16 protein-coding genes and 1 tRNA gene are annotated in these 14,778 nt (G+C 71.0%); 7 read left to right on the top strand and 10 right to left on the bottom strand.

From position 1 onward, the window contains the following. The first annotated feature begins 44 nt into the window (after positions 1 to 44). Entirely contained in the window at positions 45 to 491 is a 447-nt protein-coding gene (locus OXR63_RS14145; RefSeq protein ID WP_267424299.1) for a winged helix-turn-helix transcriptional regulator, read from the top strand. A 50-nt stretch (positions 492 to 541) separates the two neighbouring features. Here the strand turns inward: OXR63_RS14145 and OXR63_RS14140 are convergent, their stop codons facing one another. From OXR63_RS14140 to OXR63_RS14130, 3 genes are all read right to left on the bottom strand, one after another. Next, positions 542 to 1,444, bottom strand: a complete 903-nt coding sequence (locus OXR63_RS14140; protein ID WP_267424297.1) for a hypothetical protein — start codon at positions 1,442 to 1,444, stop codon at positions 542 to 544. Further along, positions 1,441 to 1,995, bottom strand: coding sequence for an RNA polymerase sigma factor (locus OXR63_RS14135; RefSeq protein WP_267424295.1), 555 nt, complete (start codon positions 1,993 to 1,995; stop codon positions 1,441 to 1,443). Before OXR63_RS14135 ends, OXR63_RS14140 begins: the two co-directional genes overlap by 4 nt. A 61-nt stretch (positions 1,996 to 2,056) precedes the next feature. Next, a complete protein-coding gene (locus OXR63_RS14130; protein ID WP_267424293.1) occupies positions 2,057 to 3,061 on the bottom strand; it encodes a sugar phosphate isomerase/epimerase family protein in 1,005 nt (334 codons plus the stop codon). 176 nt (positions 3,062 to 3,237) lie between these two features. Between OXR63_RS14130 and OXR63_RS14125 the strand changes: the two genes are divergently transcribed. Further along, the gene (locus OXR63_RS14125; RefSeq protein ID WP_267424291.1) at positions 3,238 to 3,900 is read left to right on the top strand and encodes a TetR/AcrR family transcriptional regulator; all 663 of its coding nucleotides are present in this window, start codon (positions 3,238 to 3,240) and stop codon (positions 3,898 to 3,900) included. A gap of 55 nt (positions 3,901 to 3,955) precedes the next feature. Here OXR63_RS14125 and OXR63_RS14120 read toward each other — a convergent pair whose 3' ends face one another. The 3 genes from OXR63_RS14120 to OXR63_RS14110 all read right to left on the bottom strand — a co-directional run bounded on the left by OXR63_RS14120 (position 3,956) and on the right by OXR63_RS14110 (position 5,978). After that, positions 3,956 to 5,191 (bottom strand): amidohydrolase family protein, encoded by a 1,236-nt coding sequence (locus tag OXR63_RS14120; RefSeq protein ID WP_267424287.1) that lies wholly within the window; start codon positions 5,189 to 5,191, stop codon positions 3,956 to 3,958. Positions 5,192 to 5,288: 97 nt separating this feature from the next. Then, the gene (locus OXR63_RS14115; protein ID WP_267424281.1) at positions 5,289 to 5,843 is read right to left on the bottom strand and encodes an AAA family ATPase; all 555 of its coding nucleotides are present in this window, start codon (positions 5,841 to 5,843) and stop codon (positions 5,289 to 5,291) included. A 64-nt stretch (positions 5,844 to 5,907) separates the two neighbouring features. Further along, positions 5,908 to 5,978, bottom strand: a tRNA-Gly gene (locus OXR63_RS14110). 230 nt (positions 5,979 to 6,208) lie between these two features. Here OXR63_RS14110 and OXR63_RS14105 point away from each other — a divergent pair. Both OXR63_RS14105 and OXR63_RS14100 read left to right on the top strand, forming a co-directional pair. Next, positions 6,209 to 7,306: a DUF6177 family protein gene (locus OXR63_RS14105; protein ID WP_267424280.1), complete on the top strand. Its 1,098-nt coding sequence runs from the start codon at positions 6,209 to 6,211 to the stop codon at positions 7,304 to 7,306. Then, the gene (locus tag OXR63_RS14100; RefSeq protein WP_139200826.1) at positions 7,296 to 7,643 is read left to right on the top strand and encodes a hypothetical protein; all 348 of its coding nucleotides are present in this window, start codon (positions 7,296 to 7,298) and stop codon (positions 7,641 to 7,643) included. The genes OXR63_RS14105 and OXR63_RS14100 overlap by 11 nt, the downstream gene beginning before the upstream one ends. 59 nt (positions 7,644 to 7,702) lie before the next feature. Here the strand turns inward: OXR63_RS14100 and OXR63_RS14095 are convergent, their stop codons facing one another. From OXR63_RS14095 to OXR63_RS14085, 3 genes are all read right to left on the bottom strand, one after another. Continuing rightward, on the bottom strand, positions 7,703 to 9,748 hold the full coding sequence (locus OXR63_RS14095; protein WP_267424273.1) for a cytochrome c oxidase assembly protein: 2,046 nt from the start codon (positions 9,746 to 9,748) through the stop codon (positions 7,703 to 7,705). Between the two features lie 86 nt (positions 9,749 to 9,834). Then, the gene (locus tag OXR63_RS14090) at positions 9,835 to 10,530 is read right to left on the bottom strand and encodes a DUF6882 domain-containing protein (RefSeq protein WP_267424271.1); all 696 of its coding nucleotides are present in this window, start codon (positions 10,528 to 10,530) and stop codon (positions 9,835 to 9,837) included. A 10-nt stretch (positions 10,531 to 10,540) separates the two neighbouring features. Then, positions 10,541 to 11,644: a GNAT family N-acetyltransferase gene (locus tag OXR63_RS14085; RefSeq protein WP_267424269.1), complete on the bottom strand. Its 1,104-nt coding sequence runs from the start codon at positions 11,642 to 11,644 to the stop codon at positions 10,541 to 10,543. An 86-nt stretch (positions 11,645 to 11,730) separates the two neighbouring features. Here OXR63_RS14085 and dcd point away from each other — a divergent pair, with 86 nt between their 5' ends. From dcd to OXR63_RS14070, 3 genes are read left to right on the top strand one after another with little or no spacing between them, the layout of a single operon-like run. Continuing rightward, entirely contained in the window at positions 11,731 to 12,318 is a 588-nt protein-coding gene (gene dcd, locus OXR63_RS14080) for a dCTP deaminase (RefSeq protein WP_071279613.1), read from the top strand. A 45-nt stretch (positions 12,319 to 12,363) separates the two neighbouring features. Then, complete coding sequence (locus OXR63_RS14075) at positions 12,364 to 12,879, top strand: helix-turn-helix domain-containing protein (RefSeq protein WP_267424266.1); 516 nt, start codon at positions 12,364 to 12,366, stop codon at positions 12,877 to 12,879. Beyond that, on the top strand, positions 12,876 to 13,205 hold the full coding sequence (locus OXR63_RS14070) for a HepT-like ribonuclease domain-containing protein (protein ID WP_267424264.1): 330 nt from the start codon (positions 12,876 to 12,878) through the stop codon (positions 13,203 to 13,205). Before OXR63_RS14075 ends, OXR63_RS14070 begins: the two co-directional genes overlap by 4 nt. Positions 13,206 to 13,675: 470 nt before the next feature. Here OXR63_RS14070 and OXR63_RS14065 read toward each other — a convergent pair. Then, on the bottom strand, positions 13,676 to 14,778 hold a 1,103-nt coding region (locus OXR63_RS14065; protein ID WP_267424262.1), incomplete at its 5' end, for a substrate-binding domain-containing protein.

The raw sequence follows: 14,778 nt of genomic DNA, 5'->3' as shown, positions 1-14,778 counted from the left end.
CCGCCGGGGTCCCGTTACCGCAAACGATCCCCTGTTACCCGGCAGTGACCACTGGAGACGACATAACGGAGCAGACGGCACTGCAGACGTTGCAGGCCAGGCTCGACCAGACCATGCCCACGATGGCCGAACTCTGCACGAGCGACGACCCGGAGCTGTTCCGGTCGCTGCTGTCACGCATGGGTGACAAGTGGACACTCCTGGTGATCGGCGTGCTCGGCGACGAACAGCGGCGGTTCACCGAGCTCTCCGAGGTCATCCCCGGCATCTCGCGTCGGATGCTGACCGTGACCCTGCGCGCACTCGAGCGCGACGGGCTCGTGGTGCGGACGGTCCACGCCCAGGTGCCGCCCCGTGTCGACTACGAGCTCACCGACCTCGGTCGGTCGCTCCAGGACGTGGCACTCGCCCTCGCCGACTGGGTGAGGGAGCACCAGCAGACGATCGCCGGCAACCGGCAGGACTTCGACGGCGACGACCGAGACCGCTGACGACGACACCGGCACGCTGGAGAGGGCATCCTCCCCTGACCGGCTCGTCGTCAGCCGACGGCGGGATCGACCGGCGGGTCCTCGGGCTGTGGGTGCTCGTCCTGCCAGATCGCGTCCACCGCGCCGAACTCCCGCGGGTAGCACTGTGTGTCGAAGACCTCGCTGCCCGTGGACGGCGTCGCGTACAGGTACCAGGGCCCGGTCCCTCGTGCGCTGGTGTTCCACGACCCGTCCGCGTACCAGGTGAGAGGAACGCCGTCCATCGCCTGTCCCGCCTGTGCCTGGCACGCGAGCAGGCGGTTGAACGCCGTCCGGTACTCGTCCAGGGTGACGACGCCGTCGACGGTCTCGGCATCCTGCTGTGCGGAGGATGCGGCGATGCGTGGAGCCCGCGCCCAGGAGACCCAGACGGCGTACCGGTCGGTGTCTCCGGCGGAGAAGGTCACGTCGGTGGCTCCGGTCGAGGCCGCCGGGGACAGCGTCCATCCGGTGTCCTCGGATGTCGGATCGCCTCGTCGACCGCAGGCGGTACCCGTCGTGGGGCGGCCGGCGACCTCGACGGTCGGTGCGGCTCCGTCGAGGCACGCCCACGCCACCGCGACACTGTCCGCACCGGCGGGGCGACGGGACGGGGTCAGCGAGGTGGCGCCCCGCACCACCCGGAACGTCGGCGTCCCCACGATCCGGCCGTGGTTCGCGTCCTCGACCATGTACCGCGCCGTCGTGGCGAGGGAGCTCTGGACGGCGACGTCGGGGTCGCTGCCCGGCAGCGCCGCAGCGGTGAGTCCACCGGTCAGGCCGCCGCCGACGAGGAACGCGACCACCACGGCGATGACCGCCCCACGGGTCGGACGGCCGCGGCGGCGCTCGGGGGTGGTCGTGCGGGTGGACGCGACGTCGGCGACGAGGGCGTCGCGCATCGCGGTCAGGCGGGGGGAGATGTCGTCGTTCACAGTGCGCCTCCGAGGGGTTCCGCTGTGGCTGTGTACCGCTGGTGGAGTCGAGCCTTCGCTCGGTGGAGCCGGGACTTGACGGTCCCGGGGGCGACACCGAGGGCGGCGGCGGCTTCGCGCTCGCTGAGTCCCTCGATGACGCACAAGGTGAGCACGCGTTGGTCGGCGAGCCCGAGTGCGCGGAGTGCCGTCACGGCGTCGCCGTCCGTGTGCTGGTCCGCCGGGTCAGGGGCGGGGTCGTCGACGGGGAACCGGCCGAGGAAGCGGCGGTGTCGCCCGGTCGCCCGGGTCACGTTGTGGGCCGCGTTCGTCGTCGTCACGAGCAGCCACGGCAGCAGCGAATCGTCGACGAATCGGACCTCGTCGCGACGCCGCCACGCCTCGAGGAAGGCGACGGCGACGACGTCATCCGCGTCGGCGGGGCTCGGGACGAGTCCGATCGCATGCCGCCGCAGTCGTGCGGCGTGGCGGTCGAACACCCGCCCGAACGCCTGCCCGTCGCCCGCGGTGCTCAGAGCCCAGTCGGCCCGGTCACCCGTGATCTCGTTCATGTCCTGAGTTGTCCGCAGACCCGCGATCGGTTCCCTCCTCGGCGTGTCACGAGTTCGGCCTTCAGCTCCGTCGAGCGAGCGCGTCCGCTGATCGCCGGAGGACGGACGCGGCGAGTGCCACTCCTTCTTCGCGGCCGAGCGACGTGTCCTCGTGCTCGATGTTCACCCACAAGTCCGGGTCGACCTCGGAGAGGGCCTCGAGGAACGTCGACCAGTACGCCTCGTCGTGCCCCTTGCCGAGCGCAACGAAGTCCCACGCCGACGGCTTCGGCCACTCGTTCGCCCACTCGTCACCGCCGAGGTTCGTCCGGTGCTCGTCGGGCGACAGCCGACGGAAGGAGTTGTCGAGCACGCCGTTGACCGCGGCGTACGGGTTGATCCGGACGTCCTTCGCGGCGGCGTGGAACACCAGCGGACCGAGGTCGCGGACGACGGCGACCGGGTCCATCTGCTGCCAGAACAGGTGTGAGGCGTCGAGTTCGACCCCGACGTTCGTCAGGCCGCCGCGCCCGACGAGCTCGCGGATGCTCGCCGGGTTGAACACGAGGTTCTGCGGGTGCAGCTCGAGGGCGACCTTGACGCCGTGCTCCCGTGCGAGCGCGTCGATCTCCTGCCAGAACGGCACCGCCACGCTCCACTGGTGCTCGAGGACGTCGAGCGCTGCGGAGTTCCAGGCGTTCACGACCCAGTTCGGTCGTGTGCCCCCGGGCTCACCCGCAGGCAGGCCGGACATCGTGACGACCCGGTCCTGCCCGAGGCGCGCGGCGAGGCGGATGCTGCGGCGGACGTCCTCGGCGTGCGCCGCTCCGATCGCCGGGTCAGGGTGCAGCGGGTTGCCGTTGCAGTTCAGGCCAGCGATGACCACCCCGGTGCCGTCGAACTGTGCGAGGTACGCGTCACGCGCGGCGTCGTCGGTCAGGATCGCGTCGATGTCCGGCACGTGGACGGCGGGCAGGAAGCCGCCGGTGTTGAGCTCGATGCCCGTCAGCCCGTTGCGGGCGACCTCGTGGATCGCCTCCGCGAGCGGTCGGTCGTGGAAGATCGCGTCGTACAGGCCGAGTCGCATCCCAGTTCTCCTTCGAACACCACCGTGCGGGTGATTTGTCAGGACATGATGCCACGAACGCGGGGACCGAGGGCCTCCGTGACGTTCGAGCCGGTGGGATCATGGACTGCACCCACGATCCCGCCGGCTCTGCGGATCCCCGAACCGAAAGGCACGTGTTGACTCGTTCGGAGGAGATGCGCGTCCGCATCCTCGACACTGCACACGCCCTCCTGAACGCCGAAGGTCGCGACGCCGTCACCACGCGCGCCATCACGTCTGCCCTGCACATCCAGGCGCCGACGATCTACCGGATCTTCGGGGACAAGCAGGGACTGCTCGACCAGATCGCCCTCCACGGCTTCTCCGCGCACCTCGCGACCTGGACCGGGTGGACCCCCGGCGCTGACCCGATCGACTCGCTGCGCCAGGGCTGGGACATGCACGTCGACTGGGGGCTGCAGCACCCGCAGGTGTACTCGATCGCCTACGGCGAACCTCGCACGGGGAGCTCGTCCCCAGCGGCGGACGCCATCGACGCGATCCTCCGCACGCAGCTCGAGGAAGCCGCGCGGGACGGTCGACTGGCGGTTCCCGTCGCCGACGCCGTCAGCATGATCCGTGCGACCGGAGTGGGAGTCGTCTTCACGCTCCTCGCGATGCCCGCCGACTCCCGCGACATGTCCCTGTCCACGCGGGCTCGTGAAGCGACGCTGAACGCGATCCTCGCCGAACCCGCGAGCCGCGAGGACCGGGCCGGCGCCGCGATGCAACTCCGGCACCAGCTCGACGACACCACGGCGTTGACGGCCAACGAGCGCGCCCTCTTCGGCGACTGGCTCGACCGCCTCGCACGGTAGGCAGCACGCGCGCGTGTGCCGGACCCCTCCAGTCAGGCGTCGACGCGCGGCTCGCTCACATCCGGACCTGGGTGCCGCGGCGCCAGACCGCGGTGATGTTCAGGGTGTCCGAGATCGTCGAGGTCGGGTCGCCGTCGACCAGCAGGAGGTCAGCACGCAGGCCCTCGGCGATCCGGCCACGGTCCGTGAGACCGAAGTGCCTGGCCGGCACTGACGTCGCGGCGGCCAGCGCGTCCGCAGGGCGCATCCCGGCACGCACGAGCATCTGCAGCTCGTGGTGCACGCTGGCACCGTGTGCGAGGCCGCCGAGTGCGGGGTCGGGCGCGGATGCGTCGGTACCGACGAGGATCGGGACACCGGCGTCGTGCAGCGCTCGGACCGTGGCCAGGACGTCGTCGACTGCGCCGGCGGGGTAGTGGTTGATCGCACTCTGCAGGGTCAGGAGCCACTGCGGGTCGAGTCGGGCGCTGACGCGGGGGTCTGCGCCGAACGCTGCACCGGTGACGCCGACGATCGAGGAGTTCAGGACGATGCACGGGACGACGAAGACCCCTGCAGCGGCGATCAGGTCGATGACCTCGGGCGTCGGTGCCTCGTCGACGAACAGGTGCGCGAGCCCGTCGATCCCGGCCTCGAGGGCCATGCGCGTCGCCCCGACGGTCAGTGTGTGGGCCAGTGTCGTCATGCCGAGGCGCTGCGCTTCGGCGACGCCGGCGTTCAGCGTGGCCTGGTCGAGCATCGGCAGCCCGGGTGCGTTCGCCGTCGAGCCGTCCTCGATGAGGAACTTGACGTAGTCCGACCCGGATGCGATCAGCTGCGGGATGAACGCCACGGCCTGCTCGGGCGTGGTCGCGAGCGGCATCACGACGTCCCCGAACCCTGGTTCGCCCTCACCGGGGAACGACCCCTCCGGGATGATCTCGAACGGGTGTCCGCCGGGAGGGGTGAGCCCGAAGCCCGATGAACGGACGTCCGCGAGGTCGTCGTCGGTCACGATGTCCTCGCGGTTCGGAGCCGTGAGGACCCCGCCCATCTCCAACTCGGTGGTGACGCCGAAGCGCAGGGCGAGGCGGAGCGCGTCGAGCGAGGAGTGCGTGTGGGCGTCGATGAGACCCGGCATTAAGGTCCGGCCGGTCCCGTCGATCACCATGTGGGTCTCAGAGTGCGTCTGGTCGTCGGCGGACGTGGAGCGGACCGAGGCGATGGTGGTCCCCTCGATCGTCACGGTCTGGTTCTCGAGGGTGCGTCCGCCGTCGAAGACGCGGACGTTCGAGATCGTCGTGGAGGTCATGTCGGTCCTGTCGTGGAGGTGGGCCGCGATCTGCTCACGGTTGCTAACAAAAATACGTTAGCACGCGAGGGCAACGGTGCACTCGGCGGACCTCCCGCTACGGAGTGGGCCTGAGCGCGAACGAGCCCCCGCCGACGGCGTCCCACACCGCGGCCACGGTGTCAGCCGGGGAGTGCGAAGTCGTGTCCAGCGCGTGGCCCTCCCATTCGCCCAGGTCCGCGAACTGGTCCCACAGCGAGGCGACGGGGCCTTCGTCGACCAGCGCACCGTCCGCGGTCCGGCTCCGGGCGCGGCGGAGCGTCTCTCCTCGCGATGGCCGGAGCACGACGTACTGCAGCACCGGGATGTCGATGCCGCCGCGCGTCGTGCGGAAGTGGTGGAGCATCCACGGCCCGACGACGCCGTCGACGATGGTGAGGTACCCGCCAGCCGCGTAGGCGAACGCCGCGCTGCGGACGACCTCCATGACCGTCTCGTTCTGGTCGTGGGACTCCGGCAGGTACGGCGGGACGGCACCGGAGACGATGGCGTGCCAGAAGTCGTCCGAGTGCAGGTGGACCGCGCGCTCGTACGAGGCGGCCAGCGTGCGCGCTGTCGTCGACTTCCCTGCGCCGGGTGGGCCGGTGAGGATCACGACGGTCCCGGCTGTCATGTCCCGACGGTACGGCCCGGGTGTCGGCATCGCAACGGACCAGCGATGTCCATCGGTCCTTCGGAGCGAGTGACGGGAATCGAACCCGCGCTACCAGCTTGGGAAGCTGGAGTTCTACCATTGAACTACACTCGCGCGCCCGCTCAGCGGGACTCGACCACCATACCGGATTCCGCCCTGGACGCCAGCCGACCACGCGCCGCAGGCCGATGCGCCGGGGCCGAGCCGAGCCTCCCGGCCGCCGCCGGGACCGACCATGCGTGATGGCCGTGTCTCCCCTGTGAGGCCGCCCCGCTGACGGACAGGTGTCGGGCCCGTGTGTACCGTCCAGGGAGTTGATCGACCCCGACCCCGAGGAGGCCCGGATGGTCAGGCATCCCCTCATCGACGACGTCATCGGTTCCGCGATCGTGGTCGACTCCGACGCACGCGTGGTGTGGCTGACGGACGCGCTCGCCTCGCTGCTGCAGCGCGCATCGGCCGCCGGACGCATCGTCGTGGTCCGCACCCGTCCCGATGCCGCCATCACGCCCGCCCTGCGCCACGCTCTCGGTGCGCACGGGGCGGCCTGGGCCGTCACCGCCGCGGACGGCACGCTGCGCGACGGCCGCACCGGGGTCGAGGCCGCTGGCGTCACCGACTTCGTCACGCACGGACCGGAGCTGCTCGGGGTGCCCTCGCCGGCGCACCCCGTCGCCGAGGGGTCCGTCCGCCAGATCAGCATCGACCTGACCCTCCGCCACCACGCCGAGCGCGCGGTCGACATCGGCTCCGCGATCGAGGCCCTGTGCCACACGGTCGGCACCTGCCCGACGCGCTGGGGCACCACCGAGCCGCTCGCCGTGCCCTGGGACCGCTGGGTCGTCACGCAGTACGCCAAGCACGAGTCGCCGGGCATCAGCACCTCCTACGCGGTGGGTGACGGCTTCTCGGCGACGATGACCGCGCACCTGACGGACGGCGTCGTCATCGAGACGATGTCCGCCGTCCTGACCATCCCCGACGAAGGCAGTGACCCCGCGCTCGCCGAACGGATGCTCGACGCCGTGCAGCGCGTGGCGGGTGACGTCATGCCCGTGTTCGGCGTGGTCATGCAGCGCCGTGGCGACGCCGACCACCTCGTCCGTCCCGTGTCACACGGCGAACCGGCTCCGCTCGCGGTCGTCGTCGGACCCGAGGCAACAGGGCTGCTCGACCGCGGTGACGTCTGGCCACCGCCGCACACCTCGACGTCGAGCTTCGTGGGCGAGACCGGTCCGGACGGCGCCGGTGCCGACGGTGCCGGGCTCATCGTCCGGCTCGAGGACGGGTGGACGGCGCTCGAGGCCTTCCTCGACCGCATCGACGAGGACCGCTTCCTGCAGCTCGTCGGTGGCGCTCCGCTCGACCCCTCGCACGACGAGGGCTCCCTCGACGGCCACGTCAGCGCCGGTGGCGTGCACGGAGCGCACGGTGCCGCGTGACGTGACCCTGCTCTGCCGGGGGCCGGTGGAGGTGCGGGAGGTCGCCGAGGCGCTGCTCCTGCACGACGACACATGGGGCGTGCGGGCGCTCGACGACGGCCCCGTGATGCAGGTCTGCCGTGACCAGGACCACCCCGTCGTGACGGTGCTCGGGGTCCGGCGCGTGGACGTGCTCGACGAGGTCGAACGGATCCTGCCGGACGCGCCGCCCATGACGATCCCCGTGTGGTGGGTCGACACGGTGATGCCCGCAGGCCCGGACGGCGAGTCCGGGATCAGCGCAGCGCTCGAGGCCGCGATGGACCTCGACGCGGTGTGCATCGTGCACGGCGACTGAGCGCACCGCACCGCGCTGCGCTGCGCTGCGCTGCGCCGCCGCCCCGCAGCCGCCGCCGCTCAGTCGCGCTGGCGCATCGCCGTCAGGCGTTCGTTGTACGCCTTGAGCTCGGCGTCCCCGTCGCGCTCGGCCTGACGGTCGGTGCGCTTGGCGATCCGCTCGTCCGACTTCACCCAGTTCCGGACCACGAGCAGCGCGACGAACACCATCGGCAGTTCGGAGGCGCCCCACGCGATGCCGCCGCCGGTGTGTTGGTCGGCGAGCAGCCCGACGTCGTTCGTCTGCCCGAGGGCGTGGAACCAGTCGGCGGCGTACACGGCCTGCGACGTCATCACCGCGACGCCGAAGAACGCGTGGAAGGCCAGCGTCGCGAGCAGCGCGATGATGAGGATCGGGTACTGCGGGCGCTGGGGGCCCGGGTCGATGCCGACGAAGACCCAGAAGAACAGGTAGCCGCTCAGCACGAAGTGGATGACCATGGCCACGTGCCACTCGTGCGACTGCATCGCGAACTGGAAGGCCGGCGTGAAGTAGAACACCACGAGGGACCCGGCGAAGATCACCCCGGCGACGGCCGGCTTGGCCATGAACTGCATGTAGCGCGAGTGCACGAAGAGCATCAGCCACTCGCGGGCCCCGCGGGAGCCGTCGTTGCGCACCGGCAGGGTGCGCAGGGCCAGCAGCACCGGTCCGCCGAGCACGAGCGGCAGCGGCACGAACATCATCAGCAGCATGTGCTGGATCATGTGCGACGAGAAGTGGATCATGCCGTAGACGGACGGGCCGGCCGAGGTCGTCCAGATGAAGACGGCGCAGCCGAGCACCCACGAGATCGTGCGGCCGACGGGCCACGAGTCCCCGCGCTTGCGGAGCTTGCGGACCGCGAGCAGGTACCAGCCGGCTCCGACGACGGCGAGCGCGAGCCACACCCAGTCGATGTGCCACTGCGTCAGGAACGTGTGGAGGGTCTGCGTCGGCGGGTACGGGTACCCGATGAGCCCGGAGCGGGTGTCCTGCCCGGTCTCCGGCGTCTGGGGGATCGGCGGCTGACTGCGCGACACCGCGACCGAGACGCCGATGGCGATCGCCATGAAGACGACCTCGGCCAGGGCGAACCGGGTGAAGGAGCGGCGGTCGAGCGGGGAGCGCAGCAGCGCGGGGACGAGCTTGCGGCGCTGGACGATGCCGGCCAGCCCGAGCAGCACGAGGATCACGGCCTTGACGGTGATGAGCCAGCCGTAGGTCGTCGTGACCAGGTCGAGCGGGCCGGTCAGGCGGAGGGACGCGTTGACGATGCCGGAGAACGCGACGGCCGCGAAGGACCAGCCGGCGAGGGTCGAGTACCGCGCGACGACGCGGCCGGTGGCGCCCTTCGTGCCGGTGCGGAGCAGGAGCACGGCGACCAGGCCGCCGGCCCACACGCAGACGCCGATGAGGTGGATCGCGAGGGAGTTGACCGCGTTGGCGTGCTCGAGTGACCCGGCGGCGTGCCCGGAGAGCGCGAGGGGCAGCAGGGCGAACAGCCCGGCGACCGTGGCCACCGCGAGGGTCGTGACGCGGGTGGCGAAGGCCGCGAGCACCGTGGCGACGAGGATCGCGACGGCCGACACCACGAGCGACTGCCCGATCTCGACCTGGAACGCGAAGACCATGAAGTTGCGGGCGAACAGCGGTGAGGTGATCGAGGACCCGAGGGTGTTCGCGCCCGTGAACACGATGCCCACGACGGCGGACAGGAACCACACGGCCCCGGTCGTCGCCGCCCAGCGGACCGCGCGGTGCTGCACGCTCGAGATGGCTCGGTGGTCGGCCTTCTGCGCCGGCAGCGCGAACGCCGCGACGATGAGCAGACCGATCGTCAGCGCGGCCATGGTGTCGTGCACGGCCCGCGCGACGGGGAGGCCGTACTGCACGAGGTCGCCGGCGCTGACGAGCTGCTGGTTCGCGGTGAAGGCCCCGGTCACGGTCATGCCGAGGATCGAGCACGCGACGGCGAGCGGCACGGCGACGGCGAGCACGGTCGCGACGGTGGACGTGCGCGCGGTGACGGGCGCCGCTTCCGGCGTCGGGCCTCCAGCGGTGGTTGCGGTGGTGGTGACGGACATCGACCTGTTCCGGGGACGCTTTCGCCCGCGAGACCGCGGACCCTCCATCGTAGGCGCGCGGGCCTGGATCCAGGCCGTCCGTCTGCTCAGGAACTCGCGGTGCCCTGCATGTCGCGCAGACGTCCCTGCTCGTCGAAGTCGACCGTGATCGTGCCGCCGGACAGGGTCAGGGTGCGGCCGTCCCACGGCGCACCGCGGAGCGATGCCCAGCTCGCGACGGCCCGGCGGTGGTCGAGCACCTCGATCGACCGGAGGCCCTCGGCGAACACCCGGAGCATCCGGGGGACCGTCGGGGCGTCGAAGAGCAGTCCCTCGAGCAGCAGCCAGACCCGGGTGCCTCCGCCGACCTCGGCGTTGTAGCCGAACCAGGTGCCGCTCGCCAGCCGCGCCGCGATCGACAGGCCCCACCCGAGTTCGTACCCGGTGTGCTGGGGGTCGTCGTCGGCCGTGCCGTCGAACGGCACCTCGCCCTGCACGAGTTCGGGCACGTCGTACCGGTCGCCGAGCGCCCGTGCCGCCGTCGCGGCGCGGAGCACCTGCTCCGGGTGCTGGCCCGGGTTCGCCCAGCCCCACAGCCAGCTGCGCGGGCCGGGGGCAGCGGTGCCGAGGAACTGCACCGGGAAGGTGGCCGGGTCGGCCCCGGAGAAGTGGAACTGCCCCGCTGCCAGGTCCACGTCCCAGTGCTCGTGGTCCTCGAAGCGGTCCGCCAGGGCCAGCTGGGCCTCGTGGGCCAGGAAGACCCCGTCGTCGATGAGTGCCTGCATCCCCCGTGAGCGCGTCATGCGGCCGACCCTACTCGGCACCCCCGGCACTGACCCGGCGCTCCCAGATCCCCTCGCTCCCCACACCGACGAACCCGACCGCCTCGTTGACGTCGAGCATCGGGCGGTTCTCCTCCGCGTTGAAGGTGATGATCGACGGGTGTCCGGGGTGGTCCCGCTCGACGGTCTCGATGCCCACGACCTTGAGCAGCCACCCGAGCCGGTGCCCACGGTGCTCACGCAGCACGAGGGTGTCCCACTGGAACACGGGCTCGGCCACCTCGTCCGGCACCGCCAACTGCGTGAACCCGGCGAGGACCCCGGTCGGGACGTGCTCGACGGCCACGGTGAGCATCGTGCGCGGAGACGCGTCGAGCAGGGCATCGTGCTCCTGCAGGCGCTCGACCGTCCAGACGTCCTCGGGCTCCTCCATGTCGCCCTCCGGGGCGTCGGTGCTCATCCGGGTCTCGAGCAGCGCGATGCCCTCCTGCCACTCCGGTGGTGTCGGGCCGGTCCACGCGTGCACCCGGTAGCGGGAGCCGGCGGCGGTCGCGGCGCGGTCGTGCAGGGTGCGCACGACCGAGGCGTCGGTGGGCAGCGCGAGCCGGCTGATCCGGTTCACCTGGCCGAACCGCCACCCGCGTCCGGTCAGGAAGCGCACGCCCGCCTCGTCCTCCGGCACGGCGCCGAAGCCGGTCGGCGCCTGCAGGTACCCGGGCCCGGTGGCCGGCCCGACCTGCCGCGACACCGCGTACGTCTTCCACTGCGTGCGGCCCTCGGCCCGGGCGATCTCCTCCAGGTGGTCGGCGAGCAGCGTGCCGACGCCACGACGACGGTGCTCGGGGTCGACGCCGACGGCGAGCCAGCAGTTCGGGGTGCCCGCCGCGGTCTTCGAGTCGTAGGAGCCGGCAGCGACGACGTCGTCGTCCTCGTCCCGCACGACGAACAGTCGACTCGGTGCCTCGGGGTCGTGCATCATCGCGAGCTGGGCCTCGGCGGTCCAGACGAGTTCGGTCAGCCCGTGGACGGCCACCTCGGCGCGGGCCGACACCGCCACCCACTCGCGGAACGCCGCGACCGTCGCCGGGTCGTCGTCCATGGTCCTCGGCACGTCGAGCTCGATGACGCGGTACACGGTGGTCCCCTCCCGCCACCGAGCACGGTGCAGGGCAGCCGGCCAGCCTACCGGCGCGCCGATCCCGGCCGCTAGGCTTCGGTACCGTGCTGCTCTCCGACCGCGACATCACCGCCCAGCTCGCCGCCGGACGGATCGGCCTCGACCCCCACGACGCCTCGCTCGTCCAGCCGTCGAGCATCGACGTCCGCCTGGACAAGTACTTCCGGCTGTTCGACAACCACAAGTACCCGCACATCGACCCGGCGGTCGACCAGCCCGACCTCACCCGGCTGGTGGAGACCGACCCGGACGAGGCCTTCGTGCTGCACCCCGGCGAGTTCGTCCTCGGGTCCACGTACGAGGTCGTCACGCTGCCGGACGACATCGCGGCCCGGCTCGAGGGCAAGAGCTCGCTCGGTCGCCTCGGTCTGCTGACGCACTCCACCGCCGGCTTCATCGACCCGGGCTTCTCCGGCCACGTCACGCTCGAGCTCTCGAACGTGGCGACGCTGCCCATCAAGCTCTGGCCCGGCATGAAGATCGGGCAGCTCTGCTTCTTCCAGCTGTCGAGCCCGGCGGACAAGCCCTACGGGTCGGCCGAGTACCAGTCCCGCTACCAGGGACAGCGCGGTCCCACGGCGTCCCGCTCGGCGCTCAACTTCCACCGCGCGGACGTGTCCGAGCGCGATTGACACCATCCGCATAGCGAAATACAGAATGATGTGTATCGTTGCACCATGAACGGAGTTCCGACACGGACAACGCCGCCCGTCTCCGCCGCTGACCTCATCCGCGACGCCCGCGACCGCGCCGCACTCACCCAGGTGCAGCTCGCCCGTCGCGCGGGGGTCACGCAGAGCGTCATCAGCACGTACGAGAACGGTCGCCGCGAGCCCTCGCTCGCCGCCCTGCAGCGGCTGCTCCGCGCAGCCGGGTTCCTGACGGTGATCGATCTCGAGCCGATGGCCACCACGACGTCGCTCCGCGAGCGCGTCGCAGCCCACCGCACCGAACTGTGCGATGCCGTCGCCCGACTCGGCGGCAGCAACCCGCGGATGTTCGGCAGCGTCGCACGCGGGGAGGACGGCCCAGACAGCGACGTCGACCTGATGGTCGACCTCTGCCCGGGCCTCGGCATGTTCACGCTGATGCGGATCCAGGACGCGGCCGAGGAGGTGCTCGGCGTCCGGGTCGACGTCGTCACCGCCGACGGGATGCGCCCGGAGGTCGTCCGACAGGCGGTGCCACTGTGAACCGGGACGTCGACGAGCGGCTCGAGGACGTCATCCGCGCCTGCCGCGTGATCGCCCGGTACGTGTCGGCGGACACCCTGCCCGAGGACGTGGTCCACGACGCCGTCCGGATGCGTCTGGTCGAGATCGGCGAGGCGGTGCGGATGCTCCCCGTCGCGCTGACCGCGGGCGAACCCGGCATCCCGTGGTCGCGCCTGTCGCTGCTGGGGGAGCGGCTCACGCACCGGCCCGCCGACACCACCCCGGCCCTCGTCCTCGGCACCGCGCAGGTCGACGTCCCGCACCTGCAGCAGGCAGCGCAGCGGCTCCGGGCCAGCCAGCGCTGACGGCGGGTGCGGTCGGTCCTCGGGTCACGTCCCACCGGACGGGAGGCTCGGTCCGGGCTGGCACCGCGCCTCCCGTCCGGCCGTGGTCGCGACCACGTTCACCGCCGGGCGTGCGGTGACGTCGCAATCTGGCGCTGACGGATCTGGTCGGCTCGGCCCGAGGATCGTGAACCGGATCCGCCAGCCGCCGATTCGGAAACTGCCCCGTCTCCACAGATTGCGCACCGGTCGGCCTGCCGGTCTGGCGTCGGGCCTCCGTCCGGCCGTGGTCGAGACGACGGTGCCGGGCTGTCCGTGCGATGGCGTTGCGATCTGGCGCTGACGGATCTGGTCGGCTCGGCCCGAGGATCGGGAACCGGATCCGTCAACCGTCGAATCGGAATCTGTCCTGGGTCCGAGCAAGCGAGCCGAGGAGACGGGACAGGGCCCCATCCGCGATGCGGACGGGGCCCTGTGTGTGGAACGAGTGACTACTCGCCGGCCTTGGCCAGCTGCTCGAGTGCGTCGTTGCCCTTGTAGGCCTCGACGGCGTTGTCCTTCGTGACGAGCACCGGGGTGAGCTCGACGGCGGGGACGACCTTCGCACCGTTGTCGTTGTTCTTGTCCTTGGTCGTCTTCGGCGTCTTGCCGTCGGCGATGTCGGACACCAGGTCGATGGCCGCCTGGGCCTCGTCCGTCGTGTTCTTGTAGATGGTCGAGTACTGCGTGCCGTTCATGATGAGCGGGATCGACGCGGTCTCGGAGTCCTGACCGGTGACGACCGGGTTCTCCTTGCCGGCGGCCTTGGTCGCGGTGAGGATCGCACGGGCGAGGGTGTCGTTCGGCGACAGGACGCCGTCGAGCTTGGTGTCACCCGAGTAGTACTGCGAGATCAGGTCGGTCATGCGCGACTGGGCGTTCTGCGCGAGCCAGCCCTTGGTCTGCACCTTCTGGAAGGTGGTCTGACCCGAGACGACCTTGATCGTGCCGTCGTCGATCTTCGGCTGCAGGACGTTCATCGCACCGTTGAAGAAGACGGTCGCGTTGGCGTCGTCGGCCGAACCGGCGAAGAGCTCGACGTTGTAGGGTCCGTCGCTCTTCTTCTCCTTGAGGCCCTTGAGGAGGGCGTTGGCCTGGAGCTGGCCCACCTTGTAGTTGTTGAACGCGACGTAGTAGTCGACGTTCTTGGTGTTCAGGATGTTGCGGTCCCAGGCGATGACGACGGCGCCGGAGGACTTCGCCGACTTGACCTGCGAGGTGAGCTGCGAACCGTCGGCGGCACCGATGATGACGGCCTTGGCGCCCTTGGTGATCATGCCCGAGATCTGCGACTGCTGGTCGGGGACCGGGTTGCCGGCGTTGGCGTACTGGATGTCGGCCTTGAAGCCGGCGTCCTCGATCGACTTCTTGAACGCGGCGCCCGCGAGGACCCAGTTCTGCGAGGTCTTGGCGGGGAGCGCGACACCGATGAGGTCGCCCTTCTTGATGGCCGCGTCGGAACCGCTGCCGGAGTCCGAGCCACGGGCCGAGCAGCCGCTGAGGGCGAGGCCGGTGATGAGCGCCAGGCTGAGGCCGGCGACGATCTTCTTGCGCA

The sequence above is a fragment of the Curtobacterium sp. GC_Cur_3 genome, assembly GCF_026544205.1.
Lineage (GTDB): Bacteria > Actinomycetota > Actinomycetes > Actinomycetales > Microbacteriaceae > Curtobacterium.
The sequence above is the reverse complement of the archived record's forward strand: the minus strand, read 5'-3'. Positions and strand labels throughout refer to the sequence as shown.

Coding starts and splice junctions, on each gene's coding strand:
- OXR63_RS14135 (WP_267424295.1), bottom strand. CDS start 1,995: ATGAACGAGATCACGGGTGACCGGGCCGACTGGGCTCTGAGCACCGCG.
- OXR63_RS14130 (WP_267424293.1), bottom strand. CDS start 3,061: ATGCGACTCGGCCTGTACGACGCGATCTTCCACGACCGACCGCTCGCG.
- OXR63_RS14125 (WP_267424291.1), top strand. CDS start 3,238: ATGCGCGTCCGCATCCTCGACACTGCACACGCCCTCCTGAACGCCGAA.
- OXR63_RS14120 (WP_267424287.1), bottom strand. CDS start 5,191: ATGACCTCCACGACGATCTCGAACGTCCGCGTCTTCGACGGCGGACGC.
- OXR63_RS14115 (WP_267424281.1), bottom strand. CDS start 5,843: ATGACAGCCGGGACCGTCGTGATCCTCACCGGCCCACCCGGCGCAGGG.
- OXR63_RS14105 (WP_267424280.1), top strand. CDS start 6,209: ATGGTCAGGCATCCCCTCATCGACGACGTCATCGGTTCCGCGATCGTG.
- OXR63_RS14095 (WP_267424273.1), bottom strand. CDS start 9,748: ATGTCCGTCACCACCACCGCAACCACCGCTGGAGGCCCGACGCCGGAA.
- OXR63_RS14090 (WP_267424271.1), bottom strand. CDS start 10,530: ATGACGCGCTCACGGGGGATGCAGGCACTCATCGACGACGGGGTCTTC.
- OXR63_RS14075 (WP_267424266.1), top strand. CDS start 12,364: ATGAACGGAGTTCCGACACGGACAACGCCGCCCGTCTCCGCCGCTGAC.